19 protein-coding genes are annotated in these 19,683 nt (G+C 46.6%); 3 read left to right on the top strand and 16 right to left on the bottom strand.

From position 1 onward, the window contains the following. Nucleotides 1-14: 14 nt before the first annotated feature. The 8 genes from J2T14_RS13240 to J2T14_RS13205 form a co-directional block, all read right to left on the bottom strand. Nucleotides 15-902, bottom strand: a complete 888-nt coding sequence (locus J2T14_RS13240; RefSeq protein WP_307206584.1) for a carbohydrate ABC transporter permease — start codon at nucleotides 900-902, stop codon at nucleotides 15-17. Between the two features lie 16 nt (nucleotides 903-918). Then, the gene (locus J2T14_RS13235; RefSeq protein WP_307207108.1) at nucleotides 919-1,836 is read right to left on the bottom strand and encodes an ABC transporter permease; all 918 of its coding nucleotides are present in this window, start codon (nucleotides 1,834-1,836) and stop codon (nucleotides 919-921) included. A gap of 102 nt (nucleotides 1,837-1,938) precedes the next feature. Next, entirely contained in the window at nucleotides 1,939-3,453 is a 1,515-nt protein-coding gene (locus J2T14_RS13230) for an ABC transporter substrate-binding protein (protein ID WP_307471441.1), read from the bottom strand. A gap of 146 nt (nucleotides 3,454-3,599) precedes the next feature. Next, nucleotides 3,600-5,204 (bottom strand): response regulator transcription factor, encoded by a 1,605-nt coding sequence (locus J2T14_RS13225; protein WP_307471438.1) that lies wholly within the window; start codon nucleotides 5,202-5,204, stop codon nucleotides 3,600-3,602. 18 nt (nucleotides 5,205-5,222) lie between these two features. Then, nucleotides 5,223-6,962 carry a sensor histidine kinase gene (locus tag J2T14_RS13220; RefSeq protein ID WP_307471437.1) on the bottom strand — a complete coding sequence of 580 codons (1,740 nt, stop codon included), beginning with the start codon at nucleotides 6,960-6,962 and terminating at the stop codon, nucleotides 5,223-5,225. Between the two features lie 312 nt (nucleotides 6,963-7,274). Then, nucleotides 7,275-8,054 (bottom strand): alpha/beta fold hydrolase, encoded by a 780-nt coding sequence (locus J2T14_RS13215; RefSeq protein ID WP_307471435.1) that lies wholly within the window; start codon nucleotides 8,052-8,054, stop codon nucleotides 7,275-7,277. A gap of 38 nt (nucleotides 8,055-8,092) precedes the next feature. After that, nucleotides 8,093-8,473 carry a VOC family protein gene (locus J2T14_RS13210; RefSeq protein ID WP_307471434.1) on the bottom strand — a complete coding sequence of 127 codons (381 nt, stop codon included), beginning with the start codon at nucleotides 8,471-8,473 and terminating at the stop codon, nucleotides 8,093-8,095. A gap of 125 nt (nucleotides 8,474-8,598) precedes the next feature. After that, nucleotides 8,599-9,585 (bottom strand): sigma-70 family RNA polymerase sigma factor, encoded by a 987-nt coding sequence (locus tag J2T14_RS13205; protein WP_307471431.1) that lies wholly within the window; start codon nucleotides 9,583-9,585, stop codon nucleotides 8,599-8,601. 240 nt (nucleotides 9,586-9,825) lie between these two features. Here J2T14_RS13205 and J2T14_RS13200 point away from each other — a divergent pair, with 240 nt between their 5' ends. Further along, nucleotides 9,826-10,707: an alpha/beta fold hydrolase gene (locus J2T14_RS13200; RefSeq protein ID WP_307471429.1), complete on the top strand. Its 882-nt coding sequence runs from the start codon at nucleotides 9,826-9,828 to the stop codon at nucleotides 10,705-10,707. A gap of 106 nt (nucleotides 10,708-10,813) precedes the next feature. On the opposite strand, the gene J2T14_RS13195 is transcribed toward J2T14_RS13200, so the two are convergent. From J2T14_RS13195 to J2T14_RS13175, 5 genes are all read right to left on the bottom strand, one after another. Further along, nucleotides 10,814-11,353 carry a DUF6022 family protein gene (locus J2T14_RS13195; protein WP_307471427.1) on the bottom strand — a complete coding sequence of 180 codons (540 nt, stop codon included), beginning with the start codon at nucleotides 11,351-11,353 and terminating at the stop codon, nucleotides 10,814-10,816. Nucleotides 11,354-11,582: 229 nt separating this feature from the next. Beyond that, nucleotides 11,583-11,945, bottom strand: coding sequence for a VOC family protein (locus J2T14_RS13190; protein WP_307471959.1), 363 nt, complete (start codon nucleotides 11,943-11,945; stop codon nucleotides 11,583-11,585). Nucleotides 11,946-12,067: 122 nt separating this feature from the next. After that, nucleotides 12,068-12,571 carry a DinB family protein gene (locus J2T14_RS13185; protein ID WP_307471425.1) on the bottom strand — a complete coding sequence of 168 codons (504 nt, stop codon included), beginning with the start codon at nucleotides 12,569-12,571 and terminating at the stop codon, nucleotides 12,068-12,070. Between the two features lie 106 nt (nucleotides 12,572-12,677). Continuing rightward, nucleotides 12,678-13,202, bottom strand: a complete 525-nt coding sequence (locus J2T14_RS13180) for a tubby C-terminal domain-like protein (protein ID WP_307471424.1) — start codon at nucleotides 13,200-13,202, stop codon at nucleotides 12,678-12,680. 126 nt (nucleotides 13,203-13,328) lie between these two features. Continuing rightward, complete coding sequence (locus J2T14_RS13175; protein WP_307471422.1) at nucleotides 13,329-14,315, bottom strand: hypothetical protein; 987 nt, start codon at nucleotides 14,313-14,315, stop codon at nucleotides 13,329-13,331. A 505-nt stretch (nucleotides 14,316-14,820) separates the two neighbouring features. Between J2T14_RS13175 and J2T14_RS13170 the strand changes: the two genes are divergently transcribed. Next, nucleotides 14,821-15,345, top strand: a complete 525-nt coding sequence (locus tag J2T14_RS13170; RefSeq protein WP_307471419.1) for a GNAT family N-acetyltransferase — start codon at nucleotides 14,821-14,823, stop codon at nucleotides 15,343-15,345. Nucleotides 15,346-16,227: 882 nt separating this feature from the next. Further along, the gene (locus J2T14_RS13165; RefSeq protein WP_307471417.1) at nucleotides 16,228-17,388 is read left to right on the top strand and encodes an RCC1 domain-containing protein; all 1,161 of its coding nucleotides are present in this window, start codon (nucleotides 16,228-16,230) and stop codon (nucleotides 17,386-17,388) included. Nucleotides 17,389-17,679: 291 nt separating this feature from the next. Here the strand turns inward: J2T14_RS13165 and J2T14_RS30905 are convergent, their stop codons facing one another. The 3 genes from J2T14_RS30905 to J2T14_RS13155 form a co-directional block, all read right to left on the bottom strand. Further along, nucleotides 17,680-17,757: a hypothetical protein gene (locus J2T14_RS30905; protein ID WP_373458156.1), complete on the bottom strand. Its 78-nt coding sequence runs from the start codon at nucleotides 17,755-17,757 to the stop codon at nucleotides 17,680-17,682. A gap of 97 nt (nucleotides 17,758-17,854) precedes the next feature. Then, nucleotides 17,855-18,595, bottom strand: coding sequence for a MerR family transcriptional regulator (locus tag J2T14_RS13160; RefSeq protein ID WP_307471415.1), 741 nt, complete (start codon nucleotides 18,593-18,595; stop codon nucleotides 17,855-17,857). Beyond that, complete coding sequence (locus tag J2T14_RS13155) at nucleotides 18,570-19,496, bottom strand: DUF2268 domain-containing protein (RefSeq protein WP_307471958.1); 927 nt, start codon at nucleotides 19,494-19,496, stop codon at nucleotides 18,570-18,572. The genes J2T14_RS13160 and J2T14_RS13155 overlap by 26 nt, the downstream gene beginning before the upstream one ends. Between the last annotated feature and the right edge of the window lie 187 nt (nucleotides 19,497-19,683).

The following is a 19,683-nucleotide window of genomic DNA, read 5'->3' as shown; positions in this document are numbered from 1 at the left end:
ATCTATCAAATTTGTTACTTCACTGCGCCGATCGTAATCCCCTTGATGAAATGTTTTTGGAAGAAAGGATACGCAATAAGAATGGGGAGAACCCCGATAACGGCGATTGCCATTCGGACGGACGTGCTCGGCAGTTCCGCCATTGCCCCGCCAGCGGTGGAAGCCAAGCTGCTGTTGTTGGACAGAAATTGTATATCCGAGATAATGCGGTTCAGAATATTCTGAATACTGAACAGCTTCGGATCGGTTACATACGTCATCCCATTGAACCAATCGTTCCAATATAGGATCGCTTCGAACAACCCGATCGTGGCCATGATTGGCGCCGACAACGGGAGCACGATCTTGTAGAACGCTTTGATCTCTCCCGCTCCGTCGATCTGAGCCGCTTCGATTAGCGCGGGCGGCACCGATGTCATGAAAAACGTCCGAACGAGAAGCACATTGAAACCGTTCATCAGCAAGCCGGGAACGATAAGAGCCCAGATCGTATTCTTGATCTCGAATACCTGCGTGTAGATCAGATAGGTTGGGACTAGTCCCCCGTTGAATAATAGCGTGAAGAAAACGAGAAATGCCCAGAAACTTTTAAGCGGGATATCGCTTCGCGACATCGGGTAGGCGAGCATGGAGGTCATTGCCAGACTGGCGGCGGTTCCGAAGACGGTAACAAATACTGTTATGCCGTATGCGCGGCCGAGCTCGCTCCAGTGCGCCCATAAGTACTCATAGGCTTTTAAACTGAATTGCTGCGGGAAGAAGGAATAACCGTTCTGGATGATGCTGCTCTCGCTTGAAATCGAGGAAACGATCAGCAATATAAAAGGAATGATGCATGCGATCGAAAAGCCCATCAGCACGGAATGAGAGATCCATGTTACCCACTTGCTTTCATGCGCCATGTTGGTCACCTCCGCCCTAGAATAGGGCATTTTCTTTGCTGAATTTGCGAACCGCATAATTGGATAGAATGACGAGAACGAAACCGACAATGGACTGATATACGCCGGCTGCCGACGACATCCCGATATCGCCCAAATTCATTAATGCCCGGTATACATAAGTATCGATGACATTCGTCGTTTCCGATAAGACGCCTGAGTCCATGGGTACTTGATAGAACAAGCCGAAGTCGGAGTAGAATATGCGGCCGATGGCAAGCAGTGTCATCATCGTGATAACCGGCATGATAATCGGGATCGTGATGGTTCGAATCTGCTGCCACCTCGTCGCTCCGTCCAGTGTGGCCGCCTCGTAATATTCCGTGTCGATACTGATGATCGAGGCTAAATAGACGACGCTCAGGAATCCGATTCCCTTCCAGATGTTCACGATGGTCAAGATGTAAGGCCAATATTGTTTGCTGGAGTACCATGCGACTTCATCCAACCCGAATAAAGGCAATATCGATTTATTGATCAATCCCGTGTCGCTGCCGAGAATGGCGAACACCAGATAGCTGACAATAACCATCGAGATCAAATGGGGAAGCACGATAATGCTTTGGTAGAACCGCTGGAAAAACTTTTTCCTGATTTCGTTCAGCAGGACCGCGAGCCCAATGGCTCCGATCGTATTGATGAAGATAAATAAGCCGTTATACAGAAGGGTGTTGCGCGTAATAATGTAGGCGTCGCTTGTTTTGAACAAATATTCGAAATTTTTGAATCCGATCCAATCACTGCCCAAGATCCCGCTCGTGTAGTTAATGTCCTTAAAGGCGATGATCATGCCGAACATGGGCAGGTAGTTGTTGATGATCAAATAGACAAGACCCGGGAGCATGAGCAGGAACAGCGGAGCGAACCGCTTCCATCGTTTTGCCGTGGAGCCCATGATGTTCACTACCCTTTCTATTACTGATTTAGTAGGCTTGAAAGCGCGCCATCCGCACAGCTGCGCAGCTGTTTGGATGGCATACGCGTCAAAAATACGATGTTATTGCCCGTTGGCAGCTGCCCAAGCGTCGAGTTGCTTTTGCTTTTCCGCGATGATTTTGTCAATCCCCGCATCCTTCAGCTTCGCAATGAATTCAGGGAGCATCTTATCCGGATCCAAGGCCCCGCACTCCAGCGCGATCCGGTATTGGGTGAGCACGTTAGATACGGCGGCGAATTCGGTCTTGACCGGAGTGGAATCGAACGTGAAGCCAAGCGCTTTGGATTTGATGGCGCTGTTATTGAATTCTTTCATCTTCTCCCAGAGGTTCTCGTCGTCCCCTTTGAAGATATAGGAGAGGAATTGGTTGCCGAACAACCAGCCCATACCCGAATACCCGACGCTTGCAGCGTCGACGCCTTGCGGATAGTCAATGATGTTTTCCGATACTTTCACGTAATGTTTGCCTTCGATTCCCCAGTCGAATAGATTGACGACATCCTTATCCGTGTACATCAGGTTTAGGAATTGCATCGCTTTCTCCGGATTTTTCGAGTTTTTCGCGATGCCCCACATGATGTTCGTAACCGTGCTCGTCTTCGCGACAGACGGCAGCAACTCGACCGAGGTGATCGCCTTGCCGGTCAGGCGTGTTTCCTGGGTATCGAATCCTGGCTTCAAGGTTGCCAAGTTACCGGCGCCCTTGCCTCCCTTGAGAATGTCGGAGGTCGACTCCTTCACCGTGACCGCATCTTTCGAGATGTAGCCGGCCTGGTACCATTTCCTCATCTGCTTCAGTTGAGCCGCATACTCTTCCGTCTCGAACCAATTCACGACTTTCAAATCTTGGCCGTTGTCCAGCAGAACGCCCATATCGTCGCCGAGAGAATCGCGCGTGCTATAATAGGTGAGCGGCGAAGCACCGGTACCGTTAACAAACGGAATCATGTTCGGTTCGTTATCCTTGATCGTCTGGAGAATCGGCTCCAGATCGTTCAGTGTCTTCACTTGGCTAAGATCCAGCGCGTGTTTATCCACCAGATCTTGACGGATGAGGTAGCCGTAGCTCGTGGCCAAGTCGCGAATCGTCGGTACGCCGTAAGCTTGGCCGTTGATTTTCGTCGCGTTCGCATAATCAGGTCCGAGAGCTGCGAGGATCCCCGTGCCGCTCTGCGCGAGCAGCTCGTCCAATGCGATCAATTGACCTTTGGCCACTTGGTTCGCGTACGTGCTTCCCATCAACACCATCAAATCCAGCTTCTCGTTGCTAGTGAGCATAAGGTTGACTTGATTCTGCCAAGCGCTGAGGCTGATCGGCAGCAATTTCACCGTCGCGTTGATCTTCTCTTTCGTAATCTTGCTAAGTTCCTCTTCGATCAGCTTCTGGTCTTGCGGCACGCTTCCGAAGGTGAAGTAGGCTACCGTCAATTCATACGGCGCTTCAGCTTCGCCTGAATCGTTCGAGCCGTTACCGGCGGGACTAGCGGCTTCGTTCGTGCCATTGTTCGAACTGCACGCTGCCAGTAACAGCATCATGGCGAGAATCGCACCGATCCAATTCAATTTCCGTTTCATGTTACTCCCCCGTTGCTTTGAAATGTTGGTTCGAAACGGACTTCCTGAGAAGCGATGGACCGTAACGAATCTATATTTATCTTAATTCCCCGGTAAAACGCCAACTACTACAATGTCGACTTCCGTATGTCACGTGGTCGACCTTCTCATTTGGTCTGCTCCTCGCGACGATATTCGAGCGGATTGCAGTTCGTATGTTTTTTGAACATGCGGGAAAAATGCGAAAAATTCGTAAAGCCGACCTGAATCGCGATTGCATGGACAGGCAGATTGGTATTGCTAAGCAAGCGCTGAGCCACGGTCATTCTCTCTCGGTAGACGAATTCCGTAACGGACAGCCCCGTCTCCTTCTTGAAAATCCGGTCCAAATAATCGGGGTTCAAATAGACGTGCTTGGCGATCTCATCCCGCGTTATACTCTTGTCCATTTGGCTCACGACATAAGCCGCCACGCGGTCGACTACCGTCTCGGAGCGTTCGACCGCGCGCATATATTCGATCGATCGGGCAATGATGTGGTTGGCCCAGACGATCATGTCCCTGACGGAACGGGAAGCCCGCAAGGACATCTCGACTGATGTATCGTCGCTGAATAGCTGATGGGCTTGAATTCCCTTCGATTGCAAGGAGGAGTATACCAATTGCAAAATATCCTGATGGAAATGGTGCAACCGCTTGGCGTCCAAACCGGAAGCAATCGACGGCCCTTCCAGATAACGGGTAATTTCCGAAACGAGCTTTTCTTTATCGCCCTCTCTCAACAAGACGGCCCAATCCTTAAGCTCGGGTTCGCTAAAAGGGATCATCCGCGCTTCCTGTTTCCCGTCCAAATACAAAACCTGATTGTCCAGCGCGACATTGTTACGATCCAAGGCTTGCAGCCGGTCGACGACGGACGGCATTTCATGGGCGCGTGTAATAAGGCCGACATAAACGTTTAAATCACAGTAAAAATATTGGCGGCAGGAGCGAATGAAGGCATCGCTGTTTTGCCGCAGCCGGCTGGCCTCCACCTCCGTCCACTGCTCGAAGGAAAGGATGGCGAGCAACGATCCTTTGTTCAGAGGGAGAAGTTGCCCATAGCTTCCCAACCTGAGCAGCAGCTCTTCGGCGGAATTGCGGAGAGCGTATTCCAATATTTTCTCGTCCCGCACGGTAAAGCTCTTGTGCCATCGCTTTACCTCGATTAATACCGGAACAAAAATCATTTGCTCTGCAAACGGAATGTTTCTCTCCTCCGCGGCTTGACGAATCGATTCCGGCCTGGCCGGAATCGACCGGTTTAGAATATCAAGCCAGAACCGCTCGACGAGCAGCGGCTGATGTTGGATCCAATATTGACCGTACTGGCTATATTCCGACTTCTTGCTTTCTTGCTTCTTCTTGTCTATAGCTTTCGCGATGACGTTTTCCAATTCGGGAATCGGAACAGGCTTGAGCAAATAATCGAAACTCCCGAGCTGAATCGCCTGTTTGGCATAGTGAAAATCCGCATGGCAAGTCAGAAAGATCGACTCCGTGTCCGGGGAACGCTCGCGCACCCATTCGAGCAGCTCGAGGCCGCTTCCCAAGGGCATCTCGATATCGCACAACATAACGTCTACGGGCACCGTCTCGGTAAAGAACTCTTTGGCTTGATGAATGTCGAATGCCGTTAACACCTCGGTAACGCCAAGTCTTCCCCAGTTCACGGCGGCTTTGATCCCTTCCAAGGCATGAACTTCGTCATCGACCAGCAGTAATCGCGTCATATTCGCTCCTTCTCCCTTCTACGATTGCGGTGCAAGAGGCAACAGCATTTCGACTGCAGCTCCCGTCGGCTCGGCATTGGACAAGGATAGGATTGCCTGACCGCCATACAGCAGACCGAGTCTTTGCCTTACATTCCAAATGCCGATATGTTCGCCTTGTTCATCCTCAATCCGTTTGCCGGCGCGAAGTTGCACTAGGATTTCTTCCGCAAAGCCCGGTCCCGTATCGAGGATCTTAACCGATAACCTAGGCTCGGGGCCGGAATCATCCAAATCGATCCGAACGGACAGGCCGATGGCGGGGTTTGAGGAAGCGGCATGCTTGATCGAATTTTCCGCGAAGGTTTGGATGAAAAGGGGCGGAATACGGACGTCAAGCAAGTAATCGGGAGCAGACAGCCCGAATTCAAGCTTTCCAGGAAATCGCAGCTGCTGGATGCGAATATAGTTCCGGATATGCTGGAGCTCGTCCCGGAGCGGGACGAATGTTAAATTGCTGCGGAACATGTACCGGAAGTACTGAACCAGACTAAGCGCCATCTCCTGAATCAACTCGAAGTTTTTTACCAGGGCCAGATTATAAATGATGTTCAAGGAGTTCATGAAGAAATGCGGATTAATCTGCAGCTGAAGGTGTTGAAGCTCAGCCTTCTGCTTGCTGAGCTGCTCTTCATACACGGCGATCCTTAGTTCACGGACCTGATCGATCATATGATTGAAGGTTTCGTTCACCAGCTGGAATTCGTCGGACGACGGATGCGGCTCGATACGGGCATTCAAATTCCCTTGGCCGATCCGTTTCATGGCTGCCAATATCCGATTAAGAGGCTTCAACACCATATTACGAAGCAGAATCAGGCTAAGCCCCACAAGGACAAGAGCACCGATAGGCGTCAATAAAGCGATCTTGCGGAGATACGTCAGGTTCTCTAGAATTTGCCGATCCGGTATAAGGGCGACGAGGCTGAAATTGCCCTTCGACGACAACTCGCCGACGACTAAAAATGCATCGTCTCTCCCCGACAAGTAATAATGTCTTAAATCGCCGGTCAAATCGACACCGAGCTCTCTTACGGCTTCCGCATGCGTCATTGGCTTCCGATGTTCGTCGGTGAACAACGACAACCCCTTCTCGCCTAAGTTCAAGAGGTTCAGAGGAATAGACAACTTCTCGACATTCACCCAAGCGCCTACGTACGCTTCGCTTGTCTGAAGCACACGAAACAAATAATGGTTCTGTCCGATCGTTTGGACATACCATTGCCGATTCATCAGTTCGCCCGTTTGTTGCATTTCGAGAAGCAAGCGCTGAATATATCCTCGCACTTCTTCCCTCTCCGACAAGCTTTCCGAATCTTGGAACGCCTCGATATAGTCCTGTCCGGGAATCGAATAAATGAAGAAAGAATCGACCGAGGGCAACGTTGCGATATCTACTTTCACCTTGTTGTCCAGTCGAACCTTAGCCAAAATCCGATCTTGCTCGGAATGCCGGAATTCCAATTCCTGAAGATCTTTATCGTTCACGATTAGATTAGTCAAATACTTATCGACGTCGTTCAATCCGTTGTCGATTTGGCTCATGTACATGGAGATCAAGTGACGATTGGACTCGGCTACTTGGTTATGAACGACTTCGATAGCGTAGTTATTGTTGTAGATTAGGAAAGAGACGGTCGGAAGCGTTATCAGTAATAAGCCTATGACCAGTTTGAGACGAATGGAGTTCCAGGAGAACTGAGCGGGATTGCCATACATGAGGATCGCTCCTTTATTTAATCAATAAAGAAGTATTATACCCTCAATCCTCCATGGAAACTATCAGGATGTCGACTTTTTCATGGCATTGTGTCGACTCGTTCAAAGGAAGCTGTTGTGCTCATGTAAAGTGGATATGCGGAGAGTATGAGAAGGCGGAATCTACTTTCGAAACGATCTGGCACCGTGAGAAAGTGGAACGGTTTCAAGCGATGTTAACAGATGTATGATCGATATAAAACAGGCAGAAACTGACGTCTGTAAGCAACAGGCGTCAGTTTTCTTAGTTTCCGCTGCGGTCGCTCGTTAAAATTACTTAAGAAAGCCCGAAAGCAGCGGAAGCAGCCTTTTTGCATTAACCATATGGTCTTGTCCCGCAAGTTGTGCGAACTTAGCGCTTGGAATCGCCTTCGTTAGTTGGCGGCCGACATCATGGATTGCGGCGGGGCTTTTTTCGCCTACGATAATTTGCGTTGGGACGGAAACTCGAGCGGCTCGTTCAACGGGCGGCATGTCCTGAGTTAGAGCAATATCATAAGCAAGAGTTGGAGAGAGTGCTTTCATCGTTCGCCAGCCAGGAAACAACGGCAACAACAAAACAAATGCTTTTGGCATGCCGATACCACTCAAAAAGGTACTCATTGCTTTTGCGTTTTTTCCATTATCGAGAAGTCGGTGTATGGTTTGGCTTAACTGTTTATATTCGGCCTTTTCTTTTTCATCGTGCACATATGGCGGATCATACATAACTACCTTTTGTACTTTGCCGCCAAGTCGCAGCGCAGCCTCAAGCGCTAACACGGCACCGGAAGAATGTCCATACAAATAAGCCATGCCGCCGGCCGCATCAATCATGGCTTCGATATCTTCGATTTCACGTTCCATAGAATAAGGCAGCGTGTTGCCGCTATCGCCGCGTCCACGGCGATCATAGCTATAAATGGTAAATTCAGTGGCGAATACTTTGGCATCTTGCAATATCGGCTTAAATGAGCGATAGCAGCTCGCTCCCGTAATGTATATGAGTGCTGGTCCGCTGCCGTGTACGTCGTACGCTAAGGAAGTGCCGTCTTTTGATTGGGTTGTTTTCATGTTACCTCCTAAATTCAATCTCAGGCCGGCATAGACTTTTACAATTCGACAACCGCCAACATATTGCCGGCCGGATCCTTAAAGATGGCCATATCCGGGCCCGCACCGGCAGCCTTGCCGCGCATAATACCAAGTTCGTCTTGCTCCATTCCGGCAAAGGTCTCAAGGGCAATGCCTTTTTCCTTTAAGGCAGCGACAGCTTGTTCAATATTGCCGACATCAAAGTTTAATATATGAAAAGCGGCTGGTTGATAATTTTGTCCCATTGGCATGACATACGCATCGGTACCGGAAAGTGTCAGCTTAAAACCAAAACCATCCTCCTCGACCTTAAGCCCGAGCTTATTCCTATAGAAGTCGACAGCCTTGGCGATGTCGTCGACCCCGAAGTTGCTATACGCGTAGTTATTTTTGAACATGAACATTCTCCTTTATTCGTTTTGAAATCCTTTTAGTTATACATACATATATATAGACGAACGAGCGGTTCCAAAATCATCGGTGTAACTAAAAAAAAATATTACTTCGAACCTACCGATATACTTTACTGGCCAGATTGCCTTTCGGTAGTTGCCCTCGCTTCCAAATGCGATGGAAGACCAAACCGAGAATACAGGGTAGACTCGATAAAGGTGTGGACATGAGCGATTTTTCCGTCTTTAATCTCAAGTACATGTATCCCCCAAGGCTTCAAAGTCCCCTCGGGCCCGGTAGGGACATATTGTGCATAAGCAGGGCTTTGGCCGTTGACGTTGATCGGAAGGAGCCTGGATCCGTAACAATGGGATCTCGTGGCTTCATAGAATGAAGCGAGATTGGCGCGATCGCGAACCCACATGACAAAAGGCGGCATCGATAAACTTCCATTTTCATGGAACAGCGCCATGAGCGCATCGATGTCGTATGCTTCAAAGGCTTCAACGTAACGGTCAAGCAGCTGGCCGTCTATGTAGGCATCCATATCGCGCAGTGAATCCGATTGCAGATTAGTGCGATTTATCATTGCTCGAGCTCGTTGCAACCCACTGTTGACAGCAGTCGAAGTCATCCCCAACGCTTCGCCAATCTCCTTAGCAGACCACCGAAAGACATCGCGCAGAATGAATACCGCGCGTTGACGGGGCGGTAATGTTTGCAGCATAGCAATAAACGCTAATCGAATCGTATTCTTTTGAACGACCAATTCAGCCGGATCCGCTATAGTATCGGGTGCCGGCCAGATCCACGCGGAACGAGGCAATGTGTCCCGAGGTTCCATGATAGACGAGGCGGGTTCCGAAAGGTTCATGGAAAGCGCGCGGCGCTTCGCGGTCCTTAATTTATCCAAACATACGTTTGTGGCAATTCTGTAAATCCAGGATTGTCGCGAGGATTCTTGTCGAAACTGGTCCCAACTCTGCCAAGCACGAAATAGGGTGTCCTGAACGGCGTCGTCCGCCTCGAAAATCGACCCTAACATTCTGTAACAATAGGCGGTAAGTTCCGGTCGCAACTTCTCGATTGCTGCCAACTCCATATCATTTATGCTCATTTCATCATCCCCTGCTCTATTCTAACATTGTCTTCCATTCCTGTTTCTTCAATACCGTTTTCAATATATACTATTAACGACTTTCTAGTACAGTCAAAAAATAATCCCTCCAGCATCTACGAAATAGGATGTTCTGTCCCAGGTTGGATGAAAGTTTCCGGCTTCTGCATAAATCATTCTGAACTCAGGTAAACTATGGCGGTTGTCACTTAATGTTATCAACTAGAGGTGCGAATACTTATGCCATATGCAAATATTAACGGTGCCGAGCTTTATTATGAGACGCAGGGAGCGGGGATTCCGATCGTATTTCTCCATCCTCCGCTTCTTACAAGCGCCAACTTCAGATATCAACAAGCGCAGCTGTCGACCGAATATCAGGTCATTACTTTCGATATCCGGGGACATGGGAGAAGCCGTCCGTCGGATGTGCCCATCACCTATAAGCTGATCGTCGAGGATATGAGGCAGCTCTTGAATTACCTGAAGATCGACAGTGCTTTTGTAGCCGGGTATTCAACGGGAGGGTCTATTGCATTGGAGGCGATGCTGACTTATCCCGGGATTTTTATAGGCGGTATATTGATTAGCGCGATGTCGGAGGCAAGCGATTTTGTACTGAGGAACCGAATACGAATTGCGATCGGATTGTCAAGCTGGAAACCGGCGGTTCGACTGCTTCGGCTTGGGATTGCGTGGGGGAATTCGGACAGCTCCAGCACCTTCCGTAATTTGTTGGAGGATTCGAAGCGAGGACATAAACGGAATATTCACGAGCTGTACAAGTACAGCTTGAAATATAATTGCACCGATCGGCTTTCGGATATCAATGCGCCCGTTCTGCTGCTTTTCGGGGAGAAGGATCGGGGCTTCAAGCGCTATCGCAAAATACTCCAGCAGAACCTTCGTCGATCCAAGCTCGTTCTCCTTAAGGCGGAGAAGCATCAGCTTCCGACGAAAGCGGCGGACGAAATCAATGAAGCAATAAGACAATGGATTGTACAAACAGTTGAGGACAATCAGACCAAACAGACGGACGATGAAATGCAAAATTCCGTTCCGGAGGCGTTTATTGCCGCGCAGAGTGCGACGGGAGAACAATCGCAGTACCAGGAACGATAGCGGCAGCAAGGGCCTTGAAAAAAAATCCTAGACTGCCGCTGTATTATTGAACTTATTCAACAAGAACTAAAAAGTTAATCACTATGCGCCTTGAACGATGTGCAGATTATTCAAGACTTTGCATATAAAGCTCATACTCGGCTGTAAACTCAAGCGCTCGGGCAAATTCGGGAGAGAGAGCAGACAATGATTCAACCACAGCTTCCTTGCCCACTTCCTTTAATGCCAAGATTTCCGGCTGCCGAGGCACTTGAAACTGTGTGTGATCATGATAGACAACAGTGACAATAGTACCGATCGGCTCTTGGTGCGGACCATAAATCGTACTCCACATCCAGCGCTGCTGGTTATCCTGCTGTTCATTGCCCCATTCCCGTGAGATGTCGAAATCTCCCGGGAATCGGGGCTCCGGATTAAGACCGGCCTCTTTAAACTGACGGTGTACGGGAAGAAACAACAAGTTCAAATACGTTCCGTAGGCCATGTCTCCAGCTTCCTCGTAAGCCTTTTGCAGTTTATCCCGATGGTCCACTAGCACTGTCTCCCAGTTAGAAGAAATATGCTCTTCGATGTAGCGGGCGATGCTCTTGATGCGAGCTTCGCCTCTCTCATCCAATACCGTTTGCAGCAAGTTTGTTGACCTCATCTCAAAACCCACCCTTTCGCTTGAGATTCACTTTCCCTTCTATCTTATAACATTCATGCAAATCCTAAGGTTATAAAGAAATAAACATCGCTGGTTCTTATAAACAAAAGAACAACCTTATCATATTGTTTAAACTTTTACTGAAAAGTTTTTCATTACCGCTTAATGCGCTATCCCGCCCAATATGAGGAAACGGCAACCACGAATCTTGCTGGCCGTTTCTTCGTGTTTATTCAGCAACGAACTCTGAAGTGCCATGTGCCACTAACTTATTTCCACTAGGATCAAAGAAGTCAAAATCCATTGCCAGAATCTCTCCTTTGACAACACCTCTGTTTTCTCTGATCTCACCAATCCGCACCCCTTTACTCTGCAAATCGGATAGTAGCTTTCGAATATCCGCTGCTTCAAAACCGATAACGACAGACATCATTCCTTGGTGCAATTCCGTTTCACATAAAAAAATGGTTGGCCCTGAATGAAGCGCAAGAATCGTCATTTTATTGTCCGGTCGTTTCCAATGTACCTCGAATCCCAGATTACCCATATACCATTCAGTAGATTCCCCAAGATTTTTAACCGGAACTTGCAGGAATAAACACTTTTAAGTACCGACTCTACCAAATTGAACTCCTCCATCCATTTTACTCCTATGAAAAAATACTTAAAAATCCCACTCTAGCCAAACGGCCAAAGCGGGATATAATCTTTACTCTATATTACTGGAGCTGGCGCTCCGTACTCGGCCCACTGCTCTTTTGTCGGGCCGTAAAGATCGGGCACACGAAGGCCTGCCTGACGCATCAGGACTGTCATCTGACCACGATGATGAATCTCATGCTTTACGAGAATATCCAGCATTAAGCCGTTTGGCCATTGATCACCATACATATCGCTCATGATAAGCAGATTCTCATCCTTCCAACTGGACTGTATAGCATCAAGGAGCGCTTGTGAGGTCCGCTTATAGACTGACGCAATGTCTGCTGCCGAATATGGCACCGGCACATCCTCGCCCGGTCCTTCGAAAGACAGTCCAGTCCGAGATGGCATTTCATGCAACGTCAGTACAAGGTGCCATGCAAGACGTCCAAGCGTTCTATGATCGCTTGTTATCTGTTGGCCAAGAGACTCGTCGGTCAGCATCTCCAGTGTCCGCAATGTTGCTGCCGTTTCATTCTGCCAAGTTGCGGCAAAATCTTTGATGTGTTTAAACATATCCAACATCTCCTTTTTGGTTATGGAATAAAAGTTACAGGGAATCAAACAAGCTTCCGAGTCCATTATACCGAACGTTAGTTCGCAAGTAAATATTTACATTTACTTAATCGCCAATACAGAAGATACAGTGGAACAAAGCGACAAAAAATTCCGGTTCTTGGATTGGGCAAGCTGCTTCGATCTCCAACTGTGTCTTGAACCATTCCGTCGGTTTCATCTTCCATCTGGCCAGCTCCTCGCCTGCCTGTAAAAACTTAGCCCAATCTAACACTTCTTTCTTCAACACGTATTCGTGATTTAGATGTGTAACCTTAAATTCTGGGGCGAGCTTTTGCCATGTCGTATAAGTAACTCGGTAGATGTCTTGTGTATTACGGTGCTGAACGATATACTCTGGTCTCCCGAACCATGGCGTTGTTTTTTTGCATTGAATAACCGGTAGACCATCCGTAGAGTATACGTTTACCTGAGCGGACCAATCGATATCGAACACATAATTGCATACTCTTGCTACGGCGTTCGGATAAACTCTCTGGAACGTGCAAACCACATTTCCTTCCTCGTCCGTTACCTCAATACGTTTAGTCGAGGGCTTCAGCTTTGGCGGAACATAGGTATACCTCTTCATTGGCGCACTTCCCTCCTTTTGTATAAAGTCCGATAATGCGAAAGAGGTTGCGGAATGGCCTACGGCAGCTCAAAGTGTGTTTTTGAACTCGTTCCTCGTAAGTTTAGAAAAGCTCTCTGCAAGTACTTAATTTTCCGCCTCGATAAGTTGTCTGAGAATGCCTTCTCCATCCTTAACTAGTAACGGATTAGACCAGAAATAAAAGTCTCGATCGATAAGCATCGGCTTTATATCGGTTTCGTGGACCATACTGACTGGTTGGCTGCCGATTCGTAATCCATCCTTAAGTATCAATAGTTTCATCACTCGAAGCAACTGCTTTCCGTGGGCCTTAATTAGTGTGCGGTTAATGATTATATATGGGAAATTTACGTATTCACTATGTATGATAGTTAGACGATCATTCTCATCTGGTCCTTCCTGTATTGTCCGACCCGAAGGAGCATAACGGACTCGTTTATCCATCGGCCAGTCATGTTCAATTAGGAGATTCACTTTAGGGATATACGGTATGCCCTGATAGTCTTCAATTAAACTCTCTAGGCATTGCGTATACCATGAAGCATCACCGTAATTATTGCTAATCTCTGGTTTGAAATATCGAGCTTCGAATTCAGTCGCCTGGATTGGTGGTCCTGACCAAGCCCCATCATCGGAAAAGATAAAACCCCCAGTCAATTCAGCTAACGCCGCAGCCAGTAAGCCATAACATAGGTTGATGATTGCTGGTTGGCCAGCGGACCTTCGAAAGGTCCAGTAATGCCCTACGGACAACGATTTTAGCACCTCGCCATACCTGTCTCCGGCATCCTCGTACTCATTCCAGATTTCTAACGTATGCTCCTCAACCATCCTATAATAAGCGTCAGTTCCCCCTCCGTGTTCATCCGGCGTAATGAAAAACCAGGCGTACTCTGTCTTCCATTGAGTACTAAATGAATTGGAAGACGACCTATCTATAAAAGTCTCCCCTATTCGGGCTCCGATCACGGGGCTGATCTTCAAATCAAAGGGTCTTAAGAAGGAAAGAAGTTTATCGTTAGCTAGTGTCAATAGTTCCGCTATTCGTGGAATGTACGCTGTAGTTGGATAGACTTCGAATGTAGTACTCACGATATTCATCTCTCCCATTCCATAGTAATCGGCTATTATTTAATTAGCTGAAATACCATTGTCTATTGTAAATGTTCTTATATTCGTCTGCATATTGCAATATTAACACATATTGGAACTAAACTCCGAGTTAACGTAACAAAGCTGCCGAATTTACGCCGGCAGCTTCATTCATTTTGGCTATTCAACTACTATTCTCCGTTAGTTCAATCCCAATCAGAACATCACCTACATGCATTGGTTAAACCAATGTTGGATTCCAACTGAACTATAGTTCCCCGATAGCTTAATGAATAGCTCCAATTTTCGATTGCTATCGAGTGAGATCACCGATGAAAGCTTCTTCTAACTCCTTGGCTTATATGTACTTGTGACATCCATTATAACTTTTCCATAAAAAATCCTATCGTTACCTGGTAGTTGAACAGTGGTTTGTCCTTCCTCTATAATTTACCTTTTGCCTAACTAGATCTATAATTAATACAAAAGTCAAAGGTGGTGTTTTATGATTTTACAAACCGATCGTTTGATTTTGCGTGAGTTTACCTCGGAGGATGTTCAGGCAGTTCACAACTACGCTTCCGACATTGAAGTTTGCCGATACACGGACTGGGGGCCGAACACGCTTGACGACACACGAGCATTCATCGAGGACGTTATTGCCTCTCAAAGTGAGCAGCCAAGAAATCAATTTACGGTTGCAATTGCGGTCAAAGAATCAAATTCGTTAATTGGAGCGTGCAGTATAATCAAGAAAGAAGCATTACAAGGTGAAATGGGTTACGTCCTGAATCGAGACTATTGGGGTCATGGTTTTGCATCCGAAGCTGCTAAGGCTATGCTGAGCTTCGGTTTTAAAGAACTGAAACTTCATCGCATATGTGCTACTTGCAGACCTCAAAACAAGGGCTCCTTTCGTGTAATGGAGAAACTCGGTATGCGCAAAGAAGGCCACTTCCGTGAACATCTATTTTTCAAAGAGAAATGGCACGATTCGTTTCTATATAGTATTTTGTCTTCGGAATATTAGTCCGAAGCAGCATTTCTGTAGCAAGATAATTAACTTCAAATTTAAAAATCTTTTAAAGTCGGTTGGTTATAATATAGAGTCAGATGTTCAGCCTTGCCTGAAAGCGAGAGCCGTCCCGATAAGGGAGGCACCCGGTACAAAAACATCTCCCCTCGCCGTCTCAATAACCGGAAATCCATTTGATTCAAGATGCTGTCGGGTAACAGAAAGGTTATGCACCTTTACTGTATATCCGGCAAATCCCGGTAAAGACGGGAGGGCTTCTCCCGGAAGCAAATCGGTTAAACGGGACTTAGGAATGATCGTAATGCGCCCGCCACCGAGATCAAACACACATACCTCCCCCTCTTTTTGCGGCTGAGTTCCCAAATAAAGTCGATATCGCGCCGCACATGCTTCAAGCTCTCCATCTTCGACGCAAGGATCGCTTCGACTAACTCGATTGCCCCATTCGGATGCTGCGTGTGAATCTGTGTCTGCAAAGCTTCCGATGGTGGATTTTCAGCGAATGCTAACCGTCCTGTTTATTACCGCTATTTTTATAATTTGCAATAATCTGGATCGCCACATTATCTACACAGTCCAAAATCCTTTAATGGGCTGAACGAACAAAGAACAATGATTGACCGGGAGATTATGACTAAGAAGGATAATATCTTTAAGCATTATGAAACAAAAGTAGTATAGACTATCATTGGGTGTATTTGGTAAACTGAAAACGGTAAGCGCTTACCAGTATTGGGACAAACTGTTTCGACCGCTCCATCTCACCTCTTTGAGAAGCCGACTATACCTGGTATGGACGATCATCTTTGTGTACAAGCATAGCAGATCTGAGGACAAGCATACGCTTGATCCTTATTTAATGGGAGGTAAATATTGATGAGAAAACGATATCGAATATTGGGAATCATCTTTCTCCTTCTTGTTCTTTTTTCGAACACGGTGGTAGCAGAGAGTTCCTCGGAAGAAACGATGATGGTTGCCGGAGGCAGGGTTCATTCTCTCTTGCTTCAGAAGGATGGGACCGTTTGGGCTTGGGGAGGGAACATCAGGGCCCAACTGGGTGACGGGAGCAAAACGGACCGTTATTTACCGGTTCAGGTTCATGGCCTCGATTCGGTGATCTCCATAGCTGCCGGTGGGGTACACAGCTTTGCAGTAAAAAGCGACGGCACTTTATGGGGTTGGGGCGGGAATATGTTCGGCCAACTTGGCGATGGAACCGCATATGATCGCTTGATTCCCGTTCAAGTGAAAGGTCTTGATTCAGTTGCTGCAGTATCTGCGGGAAGTTCTCATAGTCTGGCAGTCAAAAGCGACGGAACCGTTTGGGCTTGGGGAACGAATAATTACGGCGAACTCGGCGACGGAACCACGATAAATCGCATCACTCCCGTTCAAGTGCAGAGTCTCGATTCTGTAGTTGCTATTGCTACTGGCGACGGATTTAGCCTTGCAGTCAAAAGCGACGGAACCGTTTGGGCTTGGGGATATAACGGTTCTGGCCAACTGGGTGATGGAACCACGGAACACCGCATCACTCCCGTCCAAGTATCCAATCTCGGTTCGGCCATCGCCGTCTCAGCAGGCAATTCGCATAGTTTGGCGCACAAAAGCGATGGGACCGTTTGGGCTTGGGGGGCTAATAACATCGGCCAACTTGGCAATGGAACCACAACACATAGTAATACTCCCGTTCAGGTAACCAACCTTGGTTCGGTGGCTGCTGTTTCTGCAGGCTCTTCGCATAGTTTGGCACTCAAGTACGATGGAACGATTTGGGCATGGGGATATAATGCTTCCGGTCAGCTCGGCGAAGGTACCACGACAAGCAGCTCCTCTCCCGTTCAGGTAACCGACCTCGGTACGGGGGCTGCCGTTTCTGCAGGCTCTTCACATAGTTTGGCCGTTCAAAGCGACAGAACCGTTTGGTCTTGGGGAGACAATGACTACGGCCAACTTGGAGACGGTTTTTTTGGCAATGGTTATGACCGCACCACCCCGTTCAATGTATGTTCAAATAAAAAATGTAAAAAGTGACGGAAGTTTTTAAAAAACCATCCTTTCCTTCGGGGAAAGGATGGTTTTTTAATAGCATATTATTAATCGATTAGGGTGTTTATCGAGGATAATCTAGGATTAGTCTTTCGGGATGTCTTCACAAGATCTTTAAGCCTTACGAAACCTATCATTCGTTGAAACGGGCACTGTTTGAGTCGATAAGAATACGCATAACAATAAAAAATAACAAATACTTTCTTCATATTTTTCCCCCAACAGACTTTTTCCATATGATGTTTTTCAATTATCGTTCTCCGTTAATTGAACAGCCTAAAGCCGATTGATGTGCGTATCTTTAAAGCCGATATCATACTTCAACCCATACCCCATGAAACAATCGATTCCGATATGCGCCGTCTAAATCAACCCAATTATTACGAAGTCCATATGTGCAACGAGTCTAAACAAAAGGACAAGCGTACTGGGTAAATAAGCGTGGAAAATATTACCGATTGATATTATACATGATTGCACTGTAAAGAAAATCTGCAAAATCCTCGTTGCTATATTGATTAAAATAGTTTTTGAATCGTGCATCGAATTTGTAGGTATTGGCAATGCAAGCCAGTAACTCTGCATCGCAGGTCATGAATTGCATTAGATTTTTTTTCCACTCCTCGATTAATCGCTGAACTTCATCGGAGGAAGGATTCTGATCGACACAAGACGCAATTTGTTTGAATATTTCCTCCATGGATTGAAAACGTTCCTCTTTATCATCTGGCGATAATTTTTCCAACGTTTCATTAAACTCTTTATACATTTCTGTTTCACCATAAATGAATCTTGCCTCATTTGCATATTGTTCTTTCAATGGCAAAGAACTATTGAAGATTTGCAAATTACTAATATCGTTCCCCGAAACGTATTCTTCGAGGGCAACCATGATTGTTTCTAGTCTTTGTTTTCTCGATAATAAGGTTTGTTTCTGCTTCTTTAATAATTTTTGCTGTTCTTGCCTGGTCAGCTTTAAAATGTCCGCAATTTCTTTCAAGGAAAAATCCAATTCCTTTAAGAACAAAATCGTTTGAAGTTTTTCCAAACTGCTTCGATCATACAGGCGATAACCGTTTTCCGTCAGATATGTCGGTTTAAATAAATGGATTCTATCGTAATAATGCAGGGTCCGAGCTGTAATGCCTGTAATCTGGATTATATCTTTAACCGCTAATAATGGTTTCTTCATCCCAAAATCCTTTTACTTCGTCTAGTATTTGAGCAGCAGGGGTTATTGTGGCCTCGAAAATCGTTCTTCCTGTTTTTCTTAAATAATATTGGATTAAATGATATCCGCAAGCGTATCCGGCGCAATAAGGCATATTGACCGGTTCAATGTTTTGAAGCTTAGCAATCTCGTCACCGTAAAGATACGGAGCAAATTTATCAAACCCGGTTAGTTGCAATTGCCCTCTAAGCACAGGCTTTATGCGTCCGTTAAGTGTTTCTGCGTTTGTTTTCGTTACCCAAGGGCCGAGCAATTCTTCTCCAAACATGAACGTAGCGTAGTTTTCAGCTAATCCTTCACTTACAATTAGCTCGCCCAAATTAACGGTGTGATCCCACTGAATAAATTGATATCGCACATTATGGTTGCATTCGTGCGCCAGCGCAGCCTTCATTCGAGGAATCGTGTACTCATTTGGCAAGATTGTACCCCAGATAAACCCGGGAATGCCCCCAAAGCCGCTATATCCTTCGTTTATTGCTAAGGCACGGCTTTCCGGATTCCCTAGTTGAATGGTAAACAAATATTCGGATACGGGGAGACTTATTTCATGTTCTATAAATAGACGGAGGCTTTTCCTTACAGCTTGCTCACACTCTAACCAAAAAGAATCTGACGAAATCAACTCTACCTCAGGTGAAATCTGCTGGGTAATCTGATCAGGGGATCGATGCATCATACTATTAAACGTAATAACGTCAAAACCATTCGCCTCTTCAGCTTTAAAAGGAATCTGTTGAATTTGCCATTGTTTCATAAAGGGAGCCATCATTTCGTTTCTGAATAACTCAAGTTTTTCCTCGGGCGCAGCTTGGGCAACTTTTTGATAAATATGATCTGAGCGCAATGTTATTATGTTCATATCTCTCACTCACTCCCTCACTCCTAGTTATGTATTCATAGAGAGGATTATGCACTATGACCTAACGTCATAGTCAAGAACTTCGAATCAAATACTGAAATTTAGGTACATGGTGCTCCATCAGTACCATCTTTTAATATTATGCTCTTCCTGCCCGTTACTTCAATGAAACAAGGAGCAGCGCATC

The sequence above is a fragment of the Paenibacillus harenae genome (genome assembly GCF_030812415.1).
GTDB classification, from domain to species: Bacteria; Bacillota; Bacilli; order Paenibacillales; family Paenibacillaceae; genus Pristimantibacillus; species Pristimantibacillus harenae_A.
Note: the sequence above shows the minus strand (reverse complement) of the source record. Positions and strands in the feature narration are given on the sequence as shown.

Bases quoted from the DNA above. Each gene is read 5' to 3' on its own strand.
- J2T14_RS13240 (WP_307206584.1), bottom strand. From the start codon at position 902: ATGGCGCATGAAAGCAAGTGGGTAACATGGATCTCTCATTCCGTGCTG.
- J2T14_RS13235 (WP_307207108.1), bottom strand. From the start codon at position 1,836: ATGGGCTCCACGGCAAAACGATGGAAGCGGTTCGCTCCGCTGTTCCTG.
- J2T14_RS13230 (WP_307471441.1), bottom strand. From the start codon at position 3,453: ATGAAACGGAAATTGAATTGGATCGGTGCGATTCTCGCCATGATGCTG.
- J2T14_RS13225 (WP_307471438.1), bottom strand. From the start codon at position 5,204: ATGACGCGATTACTGCTGGTCGATGACGAAGTTCATGCCTTGGAAGGG.
- J2T14_RS13220 (WP_307471437.1), bottom strand. From the start codon at position 6,962: ATGTATGGCAATCCCGCTCAGTTCTCCTGGAACTCCATTCGTCTCAAA.
- J2T14_RS13215 (WP_307471435.1), bottom strand. From the start codon at position 8,054: ATGAAAACAACCCAATCAAAAGACGGCACTTCCTTAGCGTACGACGTA.
- J2T14_RS13210 (WP_307471434.1), bottom strand. From the start codon at position 8,473: ATGTTCAAAAATAACTACGCGTATAGCAACTTCGGGGTCGACGACATC.
- J2T14_RS13205 (WP_307471431.1), bottom strand. From the start codon at position 9,585: ATGAGCATAAATGATATGGAGTTGGCAGCAATCGAGAAGTTGCGACCG.
- J2T14_RS13200 (WP_307471429.1), top strand. From the start codon at position 9,826: ATGCCATATGCAAATATTAACGGTGCCGAGCTTTATTATGAGACGCAG.
- J2T14_RS13195 (WP_307471427.1), bottom strand. From the start codon at position 11,353: ATGAGGTCAACAAACTTGCTGCAAACGGTATTGGATGAGAGAGGCGAA.
- J2T14_RS13185 (WP_307471425.1), bottom strand. From the start codon at position 12,571: ATGTTTAAACACATCAAAGATTTTGCCGCAACTTGGCAGAATGAAACG.
- J2T14_RS13180 (WP_307471424.1), bottom strand. From the start codon at position 13,202: ATGAAGAGGTATACCTATGTTCCGCCAAAGCTGAAGCCCTCGACTAAA.
- J2T14_RS13170 (WP_307471419.1), top strand. From the start codon at position 14,821: ATGATTTTACAAACCGATCGTTTGATTTTGCGTGAGTTTACCTCGGAG.
- J2T14_RS13165 (WP_307471417.1), top strand. From the start codon at position 16,228: ATGAGAAAACGATATCGAATATTGGGAATCATCTTTCTCCTTCTTGTT.
- J2T14_RS13160 (WP_307471415.1), bottom strand. From the start codon at position 18,595: ATGAAGAAACCATTATTAGCGGTTAAAGATATAATCCAGATTACAGGC.
- J2T14_RS13155 (WP_307471958.1), bottom strand. From the start codon at position 19,496: ATGAACATAATAACATTGCGCTCAGATCATATTTATCAAAAAGTTGCC.